16 protein-coding genes are annotated in these 23,536 nt (G+C 46.6%); 11 read left to right on the forward strand and 5 right to left on the reverse strand.

Translation table 11 applies throughout. The features are described 5' to 3' along the window. Positions 1–145: 145 nt before the first annotated feature. Positions 146–2,497, reverse strand: a complete 2,352-nt coding sequence (locus tag KDN43_RS10270; RefSeq protein ID WP_238865931.1) for a DUF2357 domain-containing protein — start codon at positions 2,495–2,497, stop codon at positions 146–148. A gap of 3 nt (positions 2,498–2,500) precedes the next feature. Next, positions 2,501–3,730 (reverse strand): McrB family protein, encoded by a 1,230-nt coding sequence (locus tag KDN43_RS10275; protein WP_238865933.1) that lies wholly within the window; start codon positions 3,728–3,730, stop codon positions 2,501–2,503. Between the two features lie 161 nt (positions 3,731–3,891). On the opposite strand from KDN43_RS10275, the gene KDN43_RS10280 reads away from it, so the two are divergent. Beyond that, on the forward strand, positions 3,892–4,158 hold the full coding sequence (locus KDN43_RS10280) for a transposase (protein ID WP_238841705.1): 267 nt from the start codon (positions 3,892–3,894) through the stop codon (positions 4,156–4,158). A 20-nt stretch (positions 4,159–4,178) separates the two neighbouring features. Then, positions 4,179–4,982, forward strand: a complete 804-nt coding sequence (locus tag KDN43_RS10285) for an IS3 family transposase (RefSeq protein WP_238865935.1) — start codon at positions 4,179–4,181, stop codon at positions 4,980–4,982. A gap of 167 nt (positions 4,983–5,149) precedes the next feature. Here KDN43_RS10285 and KDN43_RS10290 read toward each other — a convergent pair whose 3' ends face one another. The 3 genes from KDN43_RS10290 to KDN43_RS10300 form a co-directional block, all read right to left on the reverse strand. After that, a complete protein-coding gene (locus KDN43_RS10290; RefSeq protein ID WP_238865938.1) occupies positions 5,150–5,473 on the reverse strand; it encodes an MrcB family domain-containing protein in 324 nt (107 codons plus the stop codon). Between the two features lie 142 nt (positions 5,474–5,615). Next, positions 5,616–6,644, reverse strand: coding sequence for a 5-methylcytosine-specific restriction endonuclease system specificity protein McrC (mcrC, locus tag KDN43_RS10295; RefSeq protein WP_238865940.1), 1,029 nt, complete (start codon positions 6,642–6,644; stop codon positions 5,616–5,618). A 2-nt stretch (positions 6,645–6,646) separates the two neighbouring features. Further along, entirely contained in the window at positions 6,647–9,223 is a 2,577-nt protein-coding gene (locus KDN43_RS10300) for an AAA family ATPase (protein WP_238865942.1), read from the reverse strand. 189 nt (positions 9,224–9,412) lie between these two features. On the opposite strand from KDN43_RS10300, the gene KDN43_RS10305 reads away from it, so the two are divergent. From KDN43_RS10305 to KDN43_RS10345, 9 genes are all read left to right on the forward strand, one after another. Continuing rightward, complete coding sequence (locus KDN43_RS10305) at positions 9,413–10,576, forward strand: IS4 family transposase (RefSeq protein ID WP_238865944.1); 1,164 nt, start codon at positions 9,413–9,415, stop codon at positions 10,574–10,576. 582 nt (positions 10,577–11,158) lie between these two features. Then, a complete protein-coding gene (locus tag KDN43_RS10310) occupies positions 11,159–11,899 on the forward strand; it encodes a FadR/GntR family transcriptional regulator (RefSeq protein ID WP_238865945.1) in 741 nt (246 codons plus the stop codon). Between the two features lie 106 nt (positions 11,900–12,005). Beyond that, positions 12,006–12,917, forward strand: a complete 912-nt coding sequence (locus KDN43_RS10315; protein WP_238865947.1) for a dihydrodipicolinate synthase family protein — start codon at positions 12,006–12,008, stop codon at positions 12,915–12,917. Between the two features lie 78 nt (positions 12,918–12,995). After that, entirely contained in the window at positions 12,996–16,256 is a 3,261-nt protein-coding gene (locus tag KDN43_RS10320; protein ID WP_238865949.1) for a SusC/RagA family TonB-linked outer membrane protein, read from the forward strand. Between the two features lie 105 nt (positions 16,257–16,361). Next, entirely contained in the window at positions 16,362–17,822 is a 1,461-nt protein-coding gene (locus tag KDN43_RS10325) for a RagB/SusD family nutrient uptake outer membrane protein (protein ID WP_238865952.1), read from the forward strand. Between the two features lie 74 nt (positions 17,823–17,896). Further along, positions 17,897–19,057 (forward strand): sialidase family protein, encoded by a 1,161-nt coding sequence (locus KDN43_RS10330; RefSeq protein WP_238865954.1) that lies wholly within the window; start codon positions 17,897–17,899, stop codon positions 19,055–19,057. Further along, positions 19,054–20,205 carry a sialidase family protein gene (locus KDN43_RS10335; RefSeq protein WP_238865956.1) on the forward strand — a complete coding sequence of 384 codons (1,152 nt, stop codon included), beginning with the start codon at positions 19,054–19,056 and terminating at the stop codon, positions 20,203–20,205. The genes KDN43_RS10330 and KDN43_RS10335 overlap by 4 nt, the downstream gene beginning before the upstream one ends. Before the next feature lie 78 nt (positions 20,206–20,283). Further along, entirely contained in the window at positions 20,284–21,852 is a 1,569-nt protein-coding gene (locus KDN43_RS10340; RefSeq protein WP_238865958.1) for a PKD domain-containing protein, read from the forward strand. Between the two features lie 12 nt (positions 21,853–21,864). Next, positions 21,865–23,490, forward strand: coding sequence for a sialidase family protein (locus KDN43_RS10345; RefSeq protein ID WP_238865960.1), 1,626 nt, complete (start codon positions 21,865–21,867; stop codon positions 23,488–23,490). Positions 23,491–23,536 lie beyond the last annotated feature (46 nt).

Below are 23,536 nucleotides of genomic sequence, written 5' to 3' on the forward strand. Positions count from 1 at the left end.
CCGGTATGCTCCGGATTATCCACCTGCGGGGCAAATCCGGAAAGATATCCCTGAGAATCTATGAAGAACGGGAAAACAAGGTCGTTTTGGTGGCAGAAGATGTCGTTGAATATGACCAGACCCCGTCAATTTCGAAGACCGGAGATCATTGAGCGTCCCGCATGATTTTGGATTTAAGCACTTCCGATAAAGTCGCTGAGAACGGTTTGGCCGAATTTCTGTATGTCTCAAATTGGGTCAATCTCCTTAAATCGATTCTTATTTTTTCAAAATCGTCAGAAGCATCTCTCTCGAGTTGAAAAACGACATACAGCTCACCTCTGGGTTCAGGATAGCCCTTTTTCAGTAAATCATTTCTGGAGAAGATTCTCGGGCCTTTGGCAGTTAGCTTGAAAATCTTGTCTGTCTCCAGTTCATCTTTCCCGTGAAGAATCAGGTATTTTGCATGAAGGTGCATGTCGGACAGGGGAAGCGACCCTCTATCGGTACCGGTACGGAAGTTATAAAGATTGTTCTTCAAGATCCATTGCAGATGTTCAGCGTTCTTATAGAATCCGATCAGGACAGATACTTCATCTGCAAAGACCTTCTCTTTATCTACATACTCGGGTATCCGTTCGTGCAGGACATTATCATCCTCCTTGGGCACTTTGAATATATGATAGGTCTCGTCCGATAACTTTTCACGCTGGGAAGTTCTGTCGAGTAGGTGGTCGATCACCAGATCGATAAAATCCGACAACCCCTTTATATCCGCATTACTGGGAGATGGATTCACCGAAAAAGCCCCTAAGCCGGGAATAATTTCGTGAAAACCTCTGAAGGTTTCATCGGTTGCTCCAGGATATAAGATATAGGCTCCTCCCGAACGACGGATGGCATCTTTATAGGCATGCATCTTGAGTAGATCTACATTCTTGTAGGTGCCTTTTCGTTCGTCGATCTTCGTCTGGTCAAGAGCATGTTCTAGTTCCGTACCTTCCAGATCCGGTTGAACCGTCTGGTAGAAATTGTCGATCTTGTATTTTGCATCGAAGTGGATATGGACAATCGATTCGTTCCCTTCCGCCTCTTTCTCGGAAAAGATTTTCGGCCAGATACTTAATGTGTAGTCAGGCCTGAGAGGAGCGGTCCAGGTTCCACTGTTCTTATTCTTATAATTCACCCCGCCTTTGAAGGTCCTGTTATAGGAAAATTTGATGCTTAGATCCCGGTTCCTTTTTGTAAAGGTTCCTTCCAGTGCTGTCTGTTTCCCCGATTTCAACATCACATTTAAACCGTCATTCGTTGGTTCTATCAGATGTTTGTAGGCTTTGCCATCAAATGAAACGGAATCGATCTCGAATTTCTCCTTCACCAAATCATACAGGGTGAAGAACAACCAATACTCATACAAAGTGGCGATATCCTTTTTGCCAGCCTTGTAGACATCATCCCCTCCCTTCCATACTAGTCTGGATGCAAAATCGAATTGTAGCCAGCGATTCAGGATTTCCCTGTATCCGCTTCTTTTCTGCAGAACGGGACTGTTGAGTTTAAGGGAAGTAGGTGAATTGATATTTTTGAAGAAAGGATGTTTTAGGTGAGTCTCCAGTTTGTTGATGAGGTATGCCGCTTCTTCAGTCGGTTTGGTCATTCTGAATTTCTCGAAGACTGCCAGACATTCTTCACAAAACCGTTTGAATGTTTCCAGTACATGTTTGATAAATCTGTTTTCGGCCGTATCGATATTCTCGATTTTCCGGAAGCTGTCTATCCTCATCGGGATTGAACCGATCCCGCAATTCCTCATTGAATGGCTCGAGGGCAAATCTACGCGATTTGTGCCCGAGATAATCTGACGAAGCAGATGATTATTGATCCGTCCGATTTTTCGGATGTCGGTCGATTCGGATTCCTCCTCCCAATTTGTTTTGGGGTTACTGATGATTCTTTCTACCGATTCGGTGAAGATCGGATTGTGGATGATGGAATGCACAAAACAAAAGCGTTGATATACCGTTCCCTCGTCACAATCAAAATCAATCTCAAAAGTTTGATAGACAGGCGTGTTTATCTGCATCAACAGTTCGGAGCACTTGTCCGTGATGTTTTCCAGCATGAATCGGTAATTCTCCCGGTAGCTTTTATCGATCTCCTTGTTGAATTTCGTGGCCAATACCTCCAGATTCAACGTGTCTATAAACTTGTCGTTCTCGCCATCTATGATTTCCAGGGCCAACGTGCCTACGTAGATATTCGGGATGATCCTTCCAGAAGAAGCGTGTTTTTTTGATGGAATAACGATGCCCGGAATATTCGTTTTGAGTTGATAAGAACTTTTACTGAAACCGTATTCGTAGGTATTGCCTTCCAGAATCTGATAAGCGCTTTCTGAAAACTCCTTGGCATCGAGAGCGTCAATTAACCGGAAATCGGAATTTCCTTCCGGATAAATCGAAAGTGTTAATCCGGACTCAATCTCATCCAAAGGTATTTGCAGACAACGCTCTTCCATGGATTAAGCTTCCGCATAGCTGGTAAAACCATTATCCAAGGCATTCCTATACATGCGGACCAGTTTTTCGAAAGTTATCGGATAAAGGATCTCCTCCGGTTTTATCTCGTCGCTTTTTGCAATGGTGAATGATACCCCTTCTTTTAGACACAAGCTGATCAACGCATCCAATACTTTGGATATTTTACTTCTTGAACCGTGAAGTTTGGGAAGTAATTTCTGCATCAAGGCAATATCTATACACTGTTCTTTGGTGAATTCCCCGACAGTGTTCAGTTTCTTGATTAATAACAGCATTTCGATAGCGGTCCTATAGCCGAATTCCGCACCTATTTTCTTTAACTCGTTAAAGAACTTCACAAAGGTTTCGGTATAGATCTTGTCCTGCTCAATCTGATTGTCTTTCGCCAATGCCAGGAAATGTTGAGCCATTGACGCCCCTTTACCATCCAGAACCGATAAATCAATTTTTGACGGCTGCTCTAAAAAGTTCTTGATGTGATTGTCGTCAATACGGAACTCTATGGTATTGGCCCTATCCAGTACTTTTGGGCTGAACATATATGTTGTCTCATCGATATTTACCGTACCGATCACAAACAAATTTTGCGGCCAGGAAATCTTGTCTGGCACCTCTATCCCATCCGAGCTTTTTCTTTGTTTTCCGGAGTAGAGCATAATCTCTTCATCCGACTCCATTACGCTAAGGAAGTCGGCAAAATAACGCTCGACGTGACTTAAATTCATTTCGTCAAGGATCAGGAAGTAAGGCTTCCGTTGGTTTTCCTCTTTCGATGCTTCAATGATTAACCTCAAAGCTCCTGAATCGGGTAGGATATATTCATCGGTATCTAATCCGTTGGGATAACCCAATAACGGCTCCCTGTTCGTCCAGTCTGAGCCGACAGGGATAATTTTGTATTGACTTTTATTGTTACTAATCCATCGGGCAAAACTCTGTGCAATTTTTGTTTTTCCTGAACCGGACAGACCTGTCAATAGCACGAATGGCTTTGTCAGCAAAGAGGCAACAAAACGGCTGATGAGTGTGCCGGAGAAGACTAGGCCAGATTGGGAAATGTAGGACCGTAATTTAACTACGGAGAAGTTTTCTTTGCGTTCAGCTGTTACAGTTTTTGTTTTAGGCTGGACGTCTTCCATCTGGTTTGTATATATATTGATAATATTTTCTAAGTCGGATTCTAAAATATCTTTAGGAGGTAGTTTATTCACATCATATACTTTGTAGATATATGAACTCCCGTATCTATCTGGTTTTTTAGAAAAATTCGTTGCAAAATATTCATTAATAGTCTGTTTGTGTAACCTTCCCTATTTGTAGGACAGTTCCGAGTTAGACAAAATTATTAACTTTGTTTGGCATAGGAAATAAAATGAAAAAAAAAGTACACAGTGAGTCAGAGAAGGTAAAGGCAGTCCATCAACTTGAAAGTGGGGTGGATGCCGCAGTTGTAGCTCGTGACTACAATATATCCAGGGCTACCCTTTATAATTGGAAGTCCAAGTATAGTGGAATGGAGATCAGTCAGGTTAAACGTCTCAAAGAGCTTGAAGATGAGAACCGCACGTTGAAACAGATGTATGCTGACCTTGCACTTGACAACAAGATACTGAAGGAGGTCATCGAAAAAAAACTCTAGAGCCCGAGGTAAAGAAGGAATTGGCAGGAGATATAGTGGAAGAATATGGTGTAAGCATCTCTCGGGCGTGCAAGCTGATGGACATCCATCGCTCCTACTTCTATTATACTGACAAGAAAGATGACACTGAAGTTGAAGACGCAATCCGTGCTGCCGCCAACTTCGGTGATGGCTTCTGGAAGATTTATTCAAGGCTGAGACGTGAGGGTAAGACATGGGACCACAAGAAGGTTTACAGGGTTTACAAGGCAATGCACTATGAGAAGCGAAGCCGTTTGAAGAAACGTCTGCCTGCAAGGGTGAAGAATCCTCTGGTTATGCCTAAAGAGCCCAATGTTACCTGGTCCATTGACTTTGTCAGTGACAGGATTGAGTGCGGAAGACAATTCCGTGTTCTTAATATCATAGATGATGCCTGCAAGATTGCCGTGACACAGGAGATATCGATGTCCATGCCGGCAAAGCGTGTCATCAAAGTTCTGGAAAAGGTCATATGGCTTAATGGCAAACCAAAGAACATACGCTGCGACAATGGTCCTGAGTTTATCGCCCAGGTGTTCAAAGATTGGTGTAAAGGCAATGAGATAAACATTATGTATACTCAGCCTGGTAAACCCACCCAGAACGGCTACATTGAACGCTTCAACGGAAGCTACAGAAGGGCTGTACTTGACAGATACATTTTCCGAAACTTGTCTGAAGTCAGGGAACTGACAGAAGCCTGGCGGAATGACTACAACGAAGAACGGCCCCATGAGGCGTTGGACAACATGACACCCTTTGAGTATAGGGAAGAACTGATAAAACGAAAGGAAGCAGTATGACAGATGTTTTGACAAGCAAAGGTAACACTAGCCACTACAGCGGTCAAGGCCAAGACGAGTGCCCTGGCGGGCAGTCTTGCCCGCTGTATCGTCTAGTATTGGGAGTGGCTTATCAAAAATCTGTCCGACATCATAACATTGTATACATAAATAACTAATTTAGCAGTCTAATCAAAGACTGTCCTAAAAAGGGGTAGCTTACATTTGGATTTTATATCTTCCCAGTTGTTGGCAGGAGCAGTTGTTTCGCTTATACCATAGGCCAGTATGAGAATATTGTTCTCCTTGTAATAAAGATAGACAGGATAAATTCCATGACTTGTGGTGTTCGGCTCTTTCAAAAAAGATATCCATGGAATTTTTGCGGGAACACCTTGTCCAAAACTAACCTTTACTTTGATATTTAAATACTCGGATTTATAATGTTTTGTTTTAAGATTACCAGTATTTGCTTGTTCCAGAAATTTTTTGAGTTCTTCAAAGTATCCCATGATTCCTTATTTTACAATATATATAATGCAAAATTATGATTTAATATCAATATTGAAAAGACAAATGCGTATTTCCGTAAAAAAGTTGTTTCATGTTTGTTTTTCGTTTGGAGTAGCTCATAGTTGTTTGTCAGAATCGTCTTCATACTACAATCTTAAGTAATTCTGTCCGTATATTTTGCCAATCTTGATTTAAGTTTATAGACATAATTCTTATTCTATGTTTTTTGTATTTGAAAGAATGGACAAAATTATTTTGAACTGAAGGATATAATAAAATCCCTTCGCAGTTTACCGTAAGGTCAGAATCAGTCTCTTGATTTTTTAAATATGCAAATAGTTGATATAAATTACCCGAATTTATTTTTTGTTTATCATATCTGGTTTGAAATGCATCCTTGTAATACTTTGTGTCAATTATTATTTTTTGATTTTTGGTTTGTAAGGTTATGTCTGTCAGCATTGTAGGTAACATTTCTAAATCCTCTGCAAATTCTGACTCAAACTGCCATGTAATTGAGTCACTTGAAACAGAAAGGTCAGTTTCAACCTTATAAAAATTTCTTACAAAAGCTTCAAATAACCTTGCCATTGACTTCTCTTCCCGAGTAAAATCTTTGAATTTATAGTTTCCTTTGGTCTCGTCAATAAATAGATTTTCATTTACAATTTGGCATACTTTTAAAATGAAATCATAGTGATAATTATTGCGATGTAGCCTAATTTGATTAAATAAAGACTTCCGAATAACTATTTCGGAGATGGGCGGCAATTTCACATAAATTTTATGTAACTCTTCTTTTAATGATGAATCTAGATTCTTTGTTCTTAATAATTTACCGATTGTCGTTTTTAGAATTTGGTTGTGTAAAATATCGTAATCAAACTCATCGTAAATACAACTTGTTTTACTTAATGGAAGAACATTTTGTTTTATTGTTGCTGAAAAATTAAACTTCCCTTTAATGCCCATTATTGTATCTTCGTGCTCAACGTAATATCTATCCAAACCCTGTTTTAATAATCGTGAACAACTATTTGAAAGGACTTTTGCAAATAAATCTATTAGTTCGGTAGAATCAATTTCATTTACATTGACTATGTCACTTTCTTCAAGCTTATTCCAGGCATAACATAGCAAATAATAGATATTTTGAATTGGTATTTGCATAATTACGACAGAAGCAGATTTATTTCATGATTAACTTTTTCACTATCATCAAACCAGTATTCCTCCAATAAGGGTTTTATCTCAAACTTTACAATATTATCGAACCACTTTCTTTCATTTTCAGAATTTGCATTGCAAAAAAAACTATGCCCTATCAAAAAGCCGGAGCCTAAATTTTTATCGGATTTTATTTTTGCATTAAGTAAATTAAGCTTTGAAGATATTTCCTGTATAAAATCTCTTGAAAATCCTTTAGAGCCGAGGAAATCTTTAAACCTGCTGTTAAATTTAGGTTCCAAAGTAATAAACCTGAATCGCCTACGTAAAGCATAGTCAACAATAGCTAATGAACGGTCGGCAGTATTCATTGTACCAATTAGATATAGGTTCTCTGGAACTGAAAATAAGGCATCATCCTTTTCGGAGTAGGTTAACGGAACGCTGTATTTACCTCTTTTATCAGACTCAATTAGCATCATTAATTCACCAAAAATCTTACTAAGATTCCCTCTGTTTATTTCGTCTATTATAAAGAAGAACTTTTGGTCAGGCTCTGATTCTGCCTTTTTACAAAAATCATAGAAAATGCCATTTTTAACCTTGAAACTTTTTTCCGAAGGTCGAATTCCTTGAATAAAATCTTCATATGCATAAGACTGATGAAATTGAATCATCCTGATTTTTGTATCATCGGTATTTTTCATCATTTCATAAGCAATCTTTTTTGCTACGAATGTTTTTCCAACTCCGGGAGGCCCTTGAAGGACAATATTCTTCTTAATTTCAAGTGAATGAATGATTTCGTTTATTTCATGTCCTTCCAAAAATGGTTTTTCGGGGTCATCTGAAAATGAATAGTCCCTTATTTCGACTTTCTCAATTGCCTTTTCAGTAATGATGTTCTTTTCATCAATTAAATCACGTATTATGTCGAATTCATCAGCTGTGAGTTTAAATAAACTTCCTTGATTATTTATAAAGACTTCGCATTTTTCAAGTCCTTTAGTTTCCTTTAATTCATCCCATAAAATGGGGTCCTTGACAATTTCTTTAATTTCAAAGCTTATTATTTCTCCTTCATTATCATCAATGTGCAACCCTTCAGTAATTTCAAAGATTGCTTTAATTTGTTTAACCGGTGTGCTCTCGTATCCAATTACCAAATCACCTGGTTTTACTTCTTCAAAATATTTATAAATTCTGCGTTTGTTCCCTTTATCGTTATGTGATGTATAAGATTGAATATCTCCAAGTTCGTAACTGTCAATACGCCAGATTTTAGGATTAGCATTTAACCACCAAAAATTCTGTGATTCAGAGTCTTTTGGTAATGCTTTTGGTGGTGGCAGTATATCCTTTCCTGATTCTAAGTCGTTAAAAATTTTTTCGAATGCAGGATTGCTTCGAACGTATTTCTCTTTTATATTGCTCCATTTTAAAGTTGGTGTAAAGGTGTCAGGCCTGAAAATGGTCTTTTCAAAATCAACCAATTGATTGATTAACCATTTCACCTTTCTGATATGTTTGTTTTCTTTCCTTTCAGGTTTATACTCGTATTCGCCAGTTATGACACCAATCCCAAGGGCCTTGCTTTTTCCTTTATTGGCTATAACAACATCTCCAATACTTGCATCCCGAAAATTCTCAATATTCCAGATCTGATTAGAATTATCTAAATTCTCAACGCCTAAATCTTCTGCAAGTGTTTCTGTTGTATAAGTCTTTAAGTCGGCTAAATCATCCCAACCAATAGCAATTATATTTTCTTTATAAAACTCATCCCAATAGACACCGTTTTCTCCTGGTGCGAATTTCCAATAATTAATTAAAGCATTATTTTTTCTTTCAACAGTTTCTTTTGAAGCTTTAAGTTTTTCAACAACTTCTTCTATTAAACTAAAATCCTCAAGAGTGTTAGATGTTTTATCATTAATATCCCAGCCTGCTAAAATTCCAGCTTCAATTTTCTCAGCACTAATTTTTAGAAATAACTGATATGCTTTTCTGTGAGAAATCTTTTTTTCTGGAAAACTAGCAATCCAACAATATGATGTGCCGTAATTTTGAGGTCCATCAAAATCGACAATATGACTTTTGTAATTTTTCAGTTTTAATACTTTCTGAAGTCCATTTACAACTTTACTTAATGCAGAACTTGTTTCATTCTTTATTGGATTAGTATAAAAGAATGGAAAGAAAATACAATAATTCCTTTGCCAGTTAACGAAAGGAGATTTCTTTTTTTGAGGATAATTTGTTAAAGCATTTACTAATATGTCACCGTACTTTGAAAAATATTCTTTGTCTTTCTCAATTATTCTAGACTTAATATTTTCAACAGTTTCAGAACTAATTTGAACACCTTCTCTCAATAAATGAAGAATGTCAAACCGCAATAAGTTAACAGGTTGAAATAGAGTTGCGGAAAAATCAGAACGGACAAAGCTGAAATCACTTATCAATCCTTCAATTTCAGATTTAGATTTAGTATTCAAGGAATCGAAGAGATATTGTTCACTTTGTTCTAGTTTTTTTAGCTCTTTTGCGTGTTTTTGTATTATATCAATTTCTTTCTGCATAATAATATTTTTAAAAGTCTTTCAATTTATCACTTTCTTTTCAATGAAACGGTATGTTAGTAAAAAAATATCATTAGTGTCCACTAAAAATTCGCAAAAGCTCTTTGAAATTATTGAATATTAGATGGTTGTAGCGTCTTTTGGGGTGCGACGATTTCAATTTATCTTTGTATTGATATACAATACATTATGCATAAAGAGAAGTTCGTTTTTGCCCAATTAGTCGAGTTCCTAAATGCCGACAAGTTCAGGCATATCGTGGATAAGTACCAAGGAAACCGCTATATCAAGTCTTTCACCTGCTGGAATCAACTGCTTGTTCTCATGTTCGGCCAACTCTGCAATAGAAAAAGCCTGAGGGATCTGGCAATGGCTATTGGTGCACATCGGGGAAAAGGCTATCATCTCGGGTTTGGCAGTGATGTCAAACTAAGCAATCTATCCAAAGCAAATACCAATCGTGACTATCGGATCTTTGAAGAATTTGCATACTACATGGTTGGCAAAGCCCAATCAAAACGTATGGACAATATCTTCAAGCTGGGAGGAAAAGTCTATGCCTTTGATTCTATCACCATTGACCTATGTTTGAACGTTTATCAATGGGCTCGTTTCAGAAAGACCAGGGGAGGAGTTAAAATCCATACCCTGTTTGATCTGGAAACCCAGATCCCAACGTTTTTCCATATCACTCCCGCAGCAGTCAATGATGTAAATGCTATGGATGTCATTCCCTATGAACCCGGCTCCTTCTATGTCTTCGACCGTGGCTACAATGACTTCAAACGCTTGTTTAAGATCAACGAGATTCGATCAATGTTTGTGGTGAGAGCCAAGAACAATCTGCAATGCAAGGCTGTAAGATGGAAAAGAAGGATGCCCAAAAACGTTCGCTCAGATTGTGTGGTGATATTCACCGGATATATGAGCGAAAAGCATTACCCGAAACCCTTGCGAAAAATTGTCTTCTACGACGAAGATCAAGACCGGGAGTTCACGTTTCTTACCAACGTTTTTAGCCTTGGCGCATTGCAAGTTGCACTTCTTTACAAGAACAGATGGCAGATTGAGCTGTTTTTCAAATGGATGAAACAGCATCTCAATATCCAAAAATTCTGGGGTGTAACTGAGAATGCAGTCCGTATCCAGATATACTCAGCGATCACCACTTACTGTCTTGTGGCTATCGTACATCATGATTTGAAACTCGAATGCACCGTCTATGAGATGCTTCAAATACTCAGCATGTCACTAACGGACAAGGCCAATTTAAAAGACTTGCTCAACAAATCTAACTTCAATAATGTCAATGAACGATGCGGTTCAAGTGAACCAAGTTTGTTTGTTTTTTAATATTTATACAGTGCCAATTTTTTAGTGGACACTAGTGGTTTATTATATCTATTGCAGAATCTATAAGAGGGGTAATTTTATTTGCAACTGTGTATTTCTGATAGTGCCACTCTTTTCGGTTCAAACCGTGCCACTATAATTCATATTTTTTCTACCTATTTGAAAGATCATTGACAAAGTTAATAATTTTATTCAGTTGTACTTATTTTTCCTTTTCTAAGTCTATGCGTAAAAGAAAGAAAAAATAAATTACATTTGTGAGTGAAGACATACAGCTCATTATGCAGTACTGTTTGCAGAGACTCCTCGGTACCGTTACGAGCGACGCAGTAGTACGATTACATCGACGTTATCGGTTACTTTTACCTCTGGAAATAAATGAATGTAGTCTGCAATAAATTTCACCTCTCAATGCGTTAATAAAAGTTATATTATTGTTAAATATCAGGTTTTATAACAAATATTTAAAATATTCTTCATTTATTTGTCAGACAAATCAGATTAATAATATCTGTTGTGCATTTTTATCTGAAAACATCGCTCATTTTTAAGTGAGAAAATATATTTGAAAATAATCTTACGATGGAAAGGCTTAGGATTCAAAACAATTCAACTACACTGGTAGATCAGGTCGAGGACAGGCTTTTGAACTATTTCAAAGAGAAGGACTTGCAAAAAGGAGATGCTATTCCTAATGAAATGGAATTAACCGTCTCATTGGGGGTGTCGAGGAGTGTAGTACGGGAGGCATTAAGCCGACTGAAGATGATGGGAATAGTGGAGACACGCACACGACGGGGCATGGTACTTTCCGAGCCTTCTATATTCGGCGGAATGAAACGTGCTGTTGATCCGAGAATTCTAAGTGAAGATACCCTCTTTGATATTCTCGGATTTAGGATTGTTCTTGAAATAGGCATTTGTAGTGAAATATTCCGAAAAATTACTCCTGATGATATTGCAGATCTGGAAGAGATTGTGAATGTAGGAATCATGTATGAAAACAACGAATATGCTCCTTTTAGTGAATTTGCTTTTCACACAAAGCTTTATAAAATAACTGGCAACAAAACTATCTCCGAATTCCAGAATATCATTCATCCTGTGATGACATTTGTGAAGGACAAATTTCAGGAGTTTCTGGCACCCATTAATATCCGTTTAAAAGAGGAAGGGCGGATTGTAACCCATCAGGACTTGCTACAGTTACTAAAAGATGGAGACGAAGACAGGTATAGAAAGGCCTTGGAGGAGCATTTTGAGGTTTACAGAATTTTTATCAGTCAAAGAAATCAATATCACATTGCTCAGCAAAACGGTTGATTTGATCGGTACAGTGCGATGTTGCTATTTAAAGTGTTTATAAGGCTTTTTCATCCTTGTAATCATCAGCCGAACACAAAAAGTATATTTACCAATTAAAATATCTATGAACAATTACAAAAAACTAAAAGGGCTAATTGCTGCAACCTTTACACCCGTTGATACTAACAGCGATATAAATTATTCTGTGATCAGAAAATATGCACAGCATATTAAAGATTCCGGAATATCGGGTGTATTTGTTTGCGGGACGACAGGAGAGTTTACTTCCCTCACCACTGTCGAAAGAAAACTGATCTTGGAGGAATGGATAAAACGTGGTGAAGGAGACTTTCAAATTATTGCCCATGTGGGCAGCAATAACCAGCGCGAGGCAATGGAGCTGGCACGTCATGCTGCAGTGAAAGGCGCAGATGGAATCGGATGTATCGCCCCTTCTTTTTTCAAGCCTGAAAAAGTGAAGGATCTGATCGATTTCTTTACGCCCATTGCTTCTTCCGCTCCTCAATTGCCATTCTATTACTACAACATGCCCTCCATGACCGGGGTAAACCTTTCGGTTGCACAATTTCTTCACGAAGGGAAAAAAACTATTCCCAACCTGGCCGGAGTGAAGTTTACACACAACAACCTGATGGAAATGGGCGACTGTATTCAGCTGGATAACGGGGCATTTGAGGTGTTGCATGGCTTCGACGAGACACTGATTTGTGGATTAGCACTCGGAGCCGTAGCCGGTGTGGGAAGTACGTATAACTATATACCCGGCGTATATTTAAATATAATGAAAGCAATGAGAGACGGTGATATTGAGAAGGCACGTGCTTATCAGATTCAGTCAGTTGAAACAGTAAAGGTCATCATTAAATATGGAGGAGGCGTAAGAGGTGGCAAAGCCATCATGAACCTTATCGGAATGGAATGCGGTGAGTGCCGTTCCCCCCTGGCCTCATTCAGTAAAGAGGAGTATGTTGCCCTCAGGAGCGACCTGGAGCAGATTGGTTGCCTGAAAAAATAGAGAAAGGGGTATGTCCTGCCAACAGTACCCCTTCCTGGAATAATTTTAAAACACAATTATCTTAAAATCATAACAAAGATGAGAAAAAATTATCGATTTTTGGTCTTATTTGTTTTTATATTTACTTCACTGTCGCATCTTCTGGCACAGGATATATCCGTTTCGGGAGCAGTATACGACAATGAGGGAGAGACACTGCCTGGTGTTTCTGTCGTAGTCAAGGGTACTACCCAGGGAACAGTCACCGATATCGACGGTATCTTCCGGATCACCGTTCCGAAAGGATCCACCCTGCTGTTTTCCTTCGTGGGATTCAGAACTCAGGAGATCAACATCACGGAACCGAAGCAGCTGCGCGTTGAGATGCAGCTCTCCACTGTTGAGCTGGAGGAGTTTGTGGCAATCGCCTACGGGAAACAGTCCCGTGCCCTGCTCACTCACTCCATTTCGAAAGTGGGGGAAGAAGAGTTCCTGAAGACACCGGGTCAAAATCCATTGTTACAACTTCAGGGCAAGGTGGCCGGCCTCTCGTTGCAGGTATCCAGCGGACAGCCCGGCGCCAACCCGCAGGTATTCATCCGTGGTGGTAGCTCCACTTCTCCCGAGGGTGACGCCCCCCTGTTCATCATCGACGGTATCGTCTCCCAGGGCTTTAGGAATATCTCCGATATGAATCCTGCCGATATAGAGTCGGTAGAGGTGCTCAAGGATGCGGCATCGACAGCCATCTATGGCTCCAGGGCTGCCAACGGGATCATCTTGATCAAAACAAAATCGGGGAGGAAAGGCAAGGCGAAGGTCAGCTTACGTTATACCTACGGCATCGAGATGCAGCCCGAGCGGATACCCCTGCTCAATGCCAGAGATTATATCTACCTCACCCGCAGCAATATCGCCAAGTTCAACCAGCCCGAACTCACCTACAACGGTAAGCAGGACCAGGCCAAGTTCCTCAGTGGCTCCTTCGGCATGTCCACTGGCAATCCCAGAAATGCGAAGAACACGCTCGAGTTCCTGGATGTGTACCTCGCCAACTACGGCCAGCAGTATGTGAGCGACCTGCTCGGAAACCAGGGATGGGAGACCATGCAGGATCCCGTCACCGGCCGCCAGCTGATCTTTCAGGACAACGACTTCCAGGATGCCACCTTCACCACCGGACAAAAGCAGGAGTACGACCTGAGCGTATCCGGCGGCAACGACAACGGCAACTACTACATCGGCCTCCGCTACATGGACCAGGATGGGATCCTGCGGGGCACCAACTACAAGAACTACAGCGCCCTGTTCAACGGCGACTATAAGCTGAGCGACAAGTGGAGCCTCTCCACCAAGGCCAACCTGCAGGTGAGGGACGCCATCGGCGGCGGCAACACGGCCAACACCATCTCGCGCAGCATCCTCACACCCCCCACCTACCGTCTCTACTACGAAGACGGCACACCGGCACCCGGCGAAGGGATCTCCTCCTTCAGGAGCAGGCTCCATGAGATCTACTACAAGACACGCTACGATGATGTGACTGTCTACAGGACGACCTTCCAGACGGCTGCCACCTGGGACATCCTGCCCGGGCTGGTCTTCTCCCCCTCCCTCTTCTACTTCGGCACGGAGGGTATCGAGAACTATTTCCAGGCACACAACGAGACTACCGGCAACACCATCCGTCCGGCATCGGCCAATCACAACTACGACAGGCATCTCCAGGGCGATGCGCTGCTCTCCTACAACAAGAAACTGGGTGAAAACCACAACGTCTCCGCAGTTGCCGGCACCAGCTACACCCACGACTATAGCTACCGTTTCTCCGGCAGCGGCAGTGGCTCCATGATTGACCTGATACCCACGCTCAATGCGACGGCCGACAGCACCCAGCGGGTGAGCTCTACCAAGACCTACGAGGCCACACTCAGCTACTTCGGTCGCGTGAGCTACGACTACAAAGGCAAATACATGGCCTCTGCCAGCCTGCGCACCGACGGCTCGTCGCGCTTCGCGGAAGATAAGATGTGGGGCATCTTTCCCGGGGTGTCGGCAGGATGGAACATGCACCGGGAAGGTTTCTTCTCCTCTCTCGCCGAAGTGGTGAGCCGCTGGAAATGGCGCGCCAGCTGGGGACGTACCGGCAACAACAACCTGAGCGTGGCCAACTCACGCGGTGCCTATGCCATCACCGGCACCAACTACATGGGCAAGGTGGGGATACTCAACACCACCCTGAAAAATTCGCAGCTGCGCTGGGAAACGACGGATTCCTACGACATCGGGGTTGACCTGGGCTTCTTCGACAACCGGCTGAATATCTTGCTCGACTATTACAACAAGCTGACACACGACCGTCTCTACGATGAGCCGCTTTGGTACTCCACCGGCTTCAGCTCCATCAAAAGCAACTACGGATCCATCCGCAACAACGGCTTCGAGGTGGAGCTCAACGCCACACCCGTGCAAACAAAAGATTTCACCTGGGATCTGGGCCTCACCTTCTCCTACAACCAGAGCCTGGTGGAGAAACTGCCCTTCAACGGAGAGGATAAAAACAGGGTGGGCGGTAACTTCGTCTTTGATCCAACCACAGGAGAGGAGAAGAAAGTGGGCGGACTGGCTGAAGGAGAACGCTTCGGCGGCCGCTGGGCCTTTCACTACCTGGGCACCTACCAAACCGAGGAAGAAGCAGCCGGCGCCCCTACCGACCCCAACGCGCAGGGAAGAACCAAGCATGCGGGCGACTCACGCTTCGAGGATGTGAACGGTGACGGACGACTCGACTCGCGCGACATGGTCTTCATGGGTTATATCCGCCCCGACAAAACGGGAGGAATCACCAACACCCTCCGATTCAAGGGGTTCACCGTACGCGCCGTGATGGACTGGGCCATAGGCCATGTGATCGACAACGGCTTCAAGGGCCAGATCATGGGCAGCTCCCGCAACAACAACAACGCCATCCAGGAGGCGATGACCAACACCTGGCAGAGCGCCGGCGACGGCACCCGATATCCCAAGTATACGGTGCAGAGCGACTACGACTACCAATACCGCAATCACATGCGCTGGGACAACCAGATCGGCAGCACGGCCCAGGGATCCACCAACAACAGCCTCTACTTCACTAAGGGCGACTATCTCGCCTTCAGGGAGGTATCACTGAGCTACCTGCTGCCCGCTTCACTCACCTCCCGGATGAATCTGGGAGAGGTGGAAATCTTCGCCGGAGCCTATAACCTGGGTTACCTGAAGAAGTATGAAGGGATGTTCCCCGAGATCTATAACGGTGTGGATTACGGCATCTATCCCCGCCCGAGACAATATAACATGGGTGCAAGAATCAATTTCTAACAATAAACAGCTACAGGATGAAACGGGTCTGCCGGTCAGCCACACACACCGTGTATGATCATCGCCCGTTGCCCGTGGCCAAAATGAAATAAAATAAACAGAATCATGAAAAAGAGTATCAAATACATGCTTTTCGCAACGTCACTGCTCCTGCTGCATGCCTGCAACCTGCTCGAGGTGGACACCGTCTCCAGCATCACGGGCGATGATTACTGGAACTCGAAGGGCGACGCCGAGAGCTACCTGATGGGTATCTATACCCGTCTACGCGATGTATCCAACGCCACGCTCCATTTTGAAGACAGGGGCGATGCCTTCACCACCGGCCTGGAGGGAGGCCCCTCCAACCTGTGGGCACAGAACCTCACTGCGCAGAACGGCTACAGCTGGCTCGACTACTACGCGGTGATCCATCACTGCAACCTGATGATCAAGAATGTGGAGACCATCCCTTTCGGTATTGAAGCGGAGAAGAATGCCATCCTCGCCGAGACCTATTTCATCCGCTCCATGATGTACTTCAACCTGGTGAGGGTATGGGGCGATGCTCCGATCGAGCTGGAGCCCACCGAGAGTGCCAGCAAACCCAAGCTGCCCCGGTCGCCCGCTACCGCGGTGCTGCAGCAAGCACTCGATGATGTGAACAAAGCCATCGAGCTCTTCCCAAAGGAAGGTTATGCCAATGGCAAGGGCCGTGCCTCCAAGCCGGCAGCATGGGCGCTAAAGGCCGACATACTCCTGTGGAAGGCCAAGGTGCTCGACGGAACCGACCAGGACCTGCAGGAGGTGATCACCCTTGCCGACAAGGCTTCGGCAGGACTCTCCCTCGAAGAGGTCTTCGGCAACATCTACGCCACCAAAAAAGGCAAAGAGGTCATCTTCGCCATCCACTTCAATATCTTCGAGAAGGATGCCCAGTACAGCCAGAGCCTGAAGCCACGCGATGTGTTCGTGGAGAAGGCGGTCAACAAGGACGATATACCCTATGCCAAGGGTGGTGCCCGCAGCACCTATGCACCCAGCAACGAGCTGATGGCCCTCTTCGCGGTGAACGCGGCAGACGTGCGGCGAGACCAGTCCTACATCAGGGCGGTCGATGCGGCAGGCAACCTCATCGGCATCTTCGACAACAAGATGCGCGGGACCAAGACCGAGGGCGACCGTAGCTACGACTCCGACATCGTGGTCTACCGCCTGGCCGAGATGTACCTCTTCAAGGCCGAGGCCTATGCAGCCCTCGACAGGATCCCCGAGGCAATCGCCGAGCTGGAGAAGGTGAGGAACAGGGCAAAGACCGGCCCCTACACCGGCGCCACCGACCGTCTCTCCGTGGAGAGGGAGATACTGGACGAGAGAGGCAGGGAGCTCTACCTCGAGAGAAAGAGATGGCCCGACCTGCTGCGCTTCCACTTCGGCGGCACCATCGACGTGTATGAGGTGGTACCCAACCTCCGCAAGAAAGCCGACGAGGGAGTCACTGTCCCGCTCTACCTGGCCATACCGCTCAGAGAGCTCGACCTGAATCCCAACCTGATACAGACAGAAGGTTATGACACTGGCAACTGATGACATCAGCACACCGCTGTCCATGACTGTACATCCTCCTATTTTAGCACACCCTGATAAAAAAACAAGTAAGTATGATATTTTACAGTAAGAAATGCTGGTTGATCCTTTTCCTCCTCACGCCCATGCTCTTATCGGCCTGCGGCGACGGAGGGGGAGTGATCAACCCCGATCCCGACCCGAACCCCGATCCCGTACCCGTCTCTGAATTCAACTATGTATTCAGGCAGGCCACCGCCGGCTACGAAGTCTACCGCATCCCCGCCATCGTGAAGACCAACGGCGGCACACTCCTCGCCTTCGCCGAGGCACGCAAGCTGCGGAGCAACGGCGACACGGGTGATATCGACATGGTGGTGAAGCGGTCGTCCGACAACGGCAAGACCTGGAGCAGCCAGATCATGATATGGGACGACGGGGCCAACACCTGCGGCAACCCCGTACCCATCGTCGACGACAAGGGAAGGGTGCACCTGCTGATGAGCTGGAACCACGGCGACGACAAGTGGAGCACCCTGGTGAATGCTACCGGAAAAGATACCCGCAGGGCCTACTACACCTGGTCCGACGATGAAGGGGTTACCTGGAGCGAGCCCGCGGAGATCACCTCAGCCGTCAAGGATGTCTCCTGGGACTGGTACGGCACGGGCCCTGTACACGGCATCCAGCTGAAGAAAGGTGCGCACGCCGGACGACTGGTGGCACCCTGTTACTTCACCCGCAGAGAGAACGGCAGGGTCGTCGACTACTCCCACGTGATCTACTCCGACGACTACGGCACCACCTGGAAGGCGGGCAGCCCTACCCCAGCGGGTAGCGTGGGTGAATGCACTGTGGCTGAGCTGGCCGACGGCTCACTCCTCCTCAACATGCGTACCAGTGACGGCTTCTACCGCAAGCAGAGCCTGAGCAACGACGGCGGTCTCACCTGGTCCACCCCGGCAGTGGCTGCCGCCCAGCTCGATGCCAAGTGCCAGGGCAGCATCCTCACCATCGGCAGCACGCTGCTCCTCTCCAATGCGGCGGCAGCCACGCGTACCAACATGACCATCCGCCGGAGTGCCGACAACGGAGCCACCTGGAACGGCAGCTATGTTGTCTACACCGGCAACTCCGGCTATTCCGACATGGTAGAGCTGGAGGGCGGCAAGGTGGCCATCCTCTATGAAGGCGGTAAAAACCGCTATACCGAAGGACTCGATTTCAAAATCATCCCTATCAGCGATATCAAATGAGAAGCGACTATTCATCCATGCTCTTCCTCATCGGGTTGATGCTCTTCACGGCGTGCACGGCCGAGACACCACCCATCGACAAGCCCGGTCCGGATCCTGACCCGGAAGAGACATCCGTCACGGCTCCCGATATCTTCCGCGCGGCCACGGAGGGCTACAGCTGCTTCCGCATACCGGCCGTCAGCCGCACGAAGAAGAACACGCTGCTGGCCTTCGCCGAGGGCAGGAAAAGAAACTGTAAGGATGAGGGCGATATCGATCTGGTGCTGCGGCGCTCTGTCGACAATGGCAAGACGTGGAGCCCCCTCATCATGGTATGGGACGATGGTGGCAACACCTGCGGCAACCCCAGTCCGGTGGTCGATCCCGAAACCGGGAGAATACACCTGCTCATGACCTGGAACCTGGGAGAGGACAACATCGGGGCCATCAATGCCGGCACCAGCACCGACACTCGCCGGGTGTTCCACAGCTGGTCCGACGATGACGGCCTCACCTGGACACGTCCGAAGGAGATCACCTCCTCGGTGAAAGACCTCTCCTGGGGATGGTATGCCACGGGCCCCTGCCATGGCATCGTCCTGACCAAAGAACCCTACCGGGGAAGGATGGTCATACCCTGCGACTACATAGAGGTGGGTACAGGCCGGAAGCAGTACTCCCATGTCATCTACTCCGACGACAAGGGGGAGACATGGCATATGGGTGGCAAATCGCTGGGCGGCAACGAATCTACCGTGGCGGAGCTCTCAGACGGACGCCTGGTTCTCAACATGCGGAACGCTAGCCCCTACCGTACGGTTGCCTTCAGCAGCGACGGCGGCGCAAGCTGGTCCCCGTCGCGGCAGGACTATGCGCTGATCGACCCCACCTGCCAGGCGAGCATCCTCAACCACACGACCGACGGTGAGCACCTGCTCTTCTTTTCCAATGCCGCCAGCTCCAAAAGGGTGAATATGACCTTGCGGCGTAGCAGCGACGACGGCACCACCTGGCCGGCCTCCTACGTGGTACACAGCGGCCCTTCGGCCTACTCCGACATCGTGATGGTCTCCGACAGTGAGGTAGGCATTCTCTATGAACGGGGAGTCAACAACCCTTACGAGAAGATCAGCTTCGAAAAAATCAACAAGGAACGAATAAAATAACCGCAGGGCCGGGCATTGCAACATGACACACGTCTGTGCCCCGTCACCCGCATCATCATACAAAAAAAGACAAATCATATGAAGACAATCAAATTACTCTGTTTACTCGGTTGTGCCGTCATCACCCTGATGGTTGCCTGCACCGATGAGGCAGCACAGGTGCTGACACCTGAGTTCAGCGCAGACGCCCAGGAGATCGTCGCCGGCGAAGAGGTCTCCTTCAGGGATGAATCGCTGGGGAACCCCAGCAAATGGAACTGGTATTTCGAGGGAGGATCGCCCGACAGCTCCATCCTCTTCAGCCCGAAGGTGAAGTACGAGACACCCGGGACCTACAGCGTACGCCTTGTCGTGGGCAGAGGCAGCAACTCCCAGACCATCACGCGGGAGTCGTTCATCACGGTGAACCACCCGTCGGTGATCACCGTCGACTTTACTGCCGACAAGACCATCGCCACCAACGAAGATGTCATCACCTTCACCGACCTCTCCGTGGGTTATCCCACCGAATGGCGCTGGGAGTTTACCCCTCTGGAGGGAGCGGTAATCACCAGCAGCGAGCAGCACCCTTCTCTCACCTTCGTGCCGGGGATTTACACCGTAAAGTTGACCGCCACGAACCCCAACACCTCATCGAGCAAGACAATGACAGACTACCTGACGGTGATCGACAAATATTCTGTTGCGGCCAACTTTGCTGCCCAGGCAAGAATGACCTATGCCGGCGGCAGCATCCATTTTCAGGATAACAGCTCCGGCAACGCCACAGGCTGGTCGTGGGCCTTCGAGGGAGGAACCCCCGCCACCTCGGGCGAGCAGAACCCCGTCGTGACCTATGCCGCAGCGGGCCGGTACAAGGTGACACTCACCACCTCCAACGAGATCAACAGCTCTACCATCACCAAGGAGGCATATGTCTCGGTCATCCCCGCGGAAGAGCTGGTACTCTTCTATCCCTTCGACGGAAGCAGCGCCGATGCCGGTCCTCACGGACTCAACCCCGACATCATCAGCAAGGGTGAGGTGAATATCCTCTTCAATGCCGACACGCGGTATAGTGGTGTCAGCGCGGAAGGACGCACGGCAGCGCAGTTCATGAGCGCCGACGCCGGCAACTATGCCATCCTGTCGGTACCGGAGACCAGTTATCTCGATTTCCAGACGTCCGACTTCACCGTCGCCTTCTGGGTCAAGGTGCCTCCCATCACGCGCAATCAGGCGGTATATCACCATGGCTCCGGCCCCGGTGCACGCCCCGACAACGAGAACCGTCAGAGCTGGTTCCGTTTCCAGCCGGCCAGTCCCTTTGCCCGCTTTGTCGTGGAGCAGAAGGGCAAAGCCGGTAACTGGGTCGAGTACAAGGATCAGTCGATGACCGACGGCCAGTGGCACCACTTTGTCTGCATCTACAAGGAGGTGGCAGGCCGCAAGGACGGCTACATGTACATCGACGGCGTACTGAAGGTGAGCAACCTGGGCAAGGACATCAAAACCATCGACGGAACGCCCTACTACATCGGCTGTAACTACAGGATCACCAGCGGGGCATTCAGCCCGGAGAACTTTTTGAACGGTTACCTCGATGATTACATTCTCTATAAAAGAGCGTTGAGCGATGAGGAAGCCAGAGACCTGTATAACTATTAATCATACAGACAGATGATCAGACAAGAAATCATACTGATAGCGGCATTGCTGCTGATTTCCTGCGGAACAACCGGAGAGGTGGGAGTTTCCCTCACCTCCCCGGTGCTTCCTGTGCTTACCGGAAAAGAGTTTAACCCGGTGCAGAAGATAGCATTGATACGGCAGCAGCCGGGCGACTATACGCTGGAGAAGGTGGTGCTCTCGCTGAAGGGGACCACCGATATCGGCGATATCACGAAGGTGACGCTCTTCGGAGCCAACGAGAAAGGGCTTCCCGATACTGGGATCACGGTGGGCGAGGCAGTGCTGCAGGGCACTATGGCCACTTTTACCGATCACTTCCCCGTGACCGGAGACACACTCACCCTCTGGGTGACCGTCACCCTGAAGGAGGAGATTGACCTCACCCACCGCATCGGCATACAGTGCAGCGAGATCGTCACCGACAAGGGCAGGCTACGCCTCCCCGACAGTGACGCGCAGCCCCTGCGGACAGGTGTGACCCTTCGGCAACATGGACAGGACGGTGTACACACCTCACGCATACCCGGTCTGGCTACTTCAAAAAAAGGTACGTTGTTGGCAATCTATGACGCACGCTACGAAAGTGCGCGCGACCTGCAGGGTCATATGGACATTGCCTTGAACCGGAGCTTCGATGGCGGACGTACTTGGGACCCCATGCAGGTGGTACTCGATAGGAAGGAGTGGGGCGGCATGCCGGAGAAATATAATGGGGTGAGCGATGCCTGTATCCTGGTGGATGATCGAACAGGAGACATTTATGTGGCCGGCCTGTGGATGCACGGATTGTTGGATGCGGAGACAGGGAAATGGGTTGAGGGTTTGACTGCCGACAGCACACGGTGGCTACACCAATGGCGTGCGAAAGGTTCTCAGCCCGGCTTTGGTGTAAAGGAAACCTCCCAGTTCCTGATTACGAAAAGCAGCGACGATGGCCTCACCTGGAGCGAGCCAATCAACATCACCTCCGTAAAAAAGAAGGAGTGGTGGCTCTTTGCGCCGGCACCCGGACAGGGAATCACCATGACTGACGGCACGTTGGTTTTTCCATCACAAGGTAGGGATGAAAATGGCACCTCATTCTCTAATATTACTTGGAGCAAAGATGGAGGAAAGACATGGAAAACAAGTAACCCGGCAACCAAAAATACGACAGAGTGTGCCGTGGTTGAACTCCAAGACGGATCACTGATGCTGAATATGCGGGATAACCGCAACAGGGGCAATGAGGAGGTGAACGGCCGATCGGTGTTTGTTACCAGTGATCTGGGCGAGACTTGGAAAGAACACCCCACCTCCCGGAAAGCTCTTATAGAACCCACCTGCATGGCTAGTCTCCATACACATCGTTATATGGAGGATGGTGTGAAAAAATCGTTGCTACTGTTTGTCAATCCGGCATCTACCTCAAAACGGAATAACATCACCCTGAAAGTGAGTTACGACGGTGGCAATACCTGGCCCGAAGAGAAACAGATCCTGCTTGATGAATACAGCGGACGTGGCTATTCCTGCATCACATCGGTGAACGACTCCACCCTTGGCATTCTGTATGAGAGCAGCCAGGCTGACATGGCCTTCCAGACGGTTTCTCTTAAAGAGATACAACCATGATGCGTTCGAAGATTTACATTTTTTTATTCACCACAAACTTCATATA

Origin of the sequence: Proteiniphilum propionicum, from assembly GCF_022267555.1 — a bacterium.
GTDB classification, from domain to species: domain Bacteria; phylum Bacteroidota; class Bacteroidia; order Bacteroidales; family Dysgonomonadaceae; genus Proteiniphilum; species Proteiniphilum propionicum.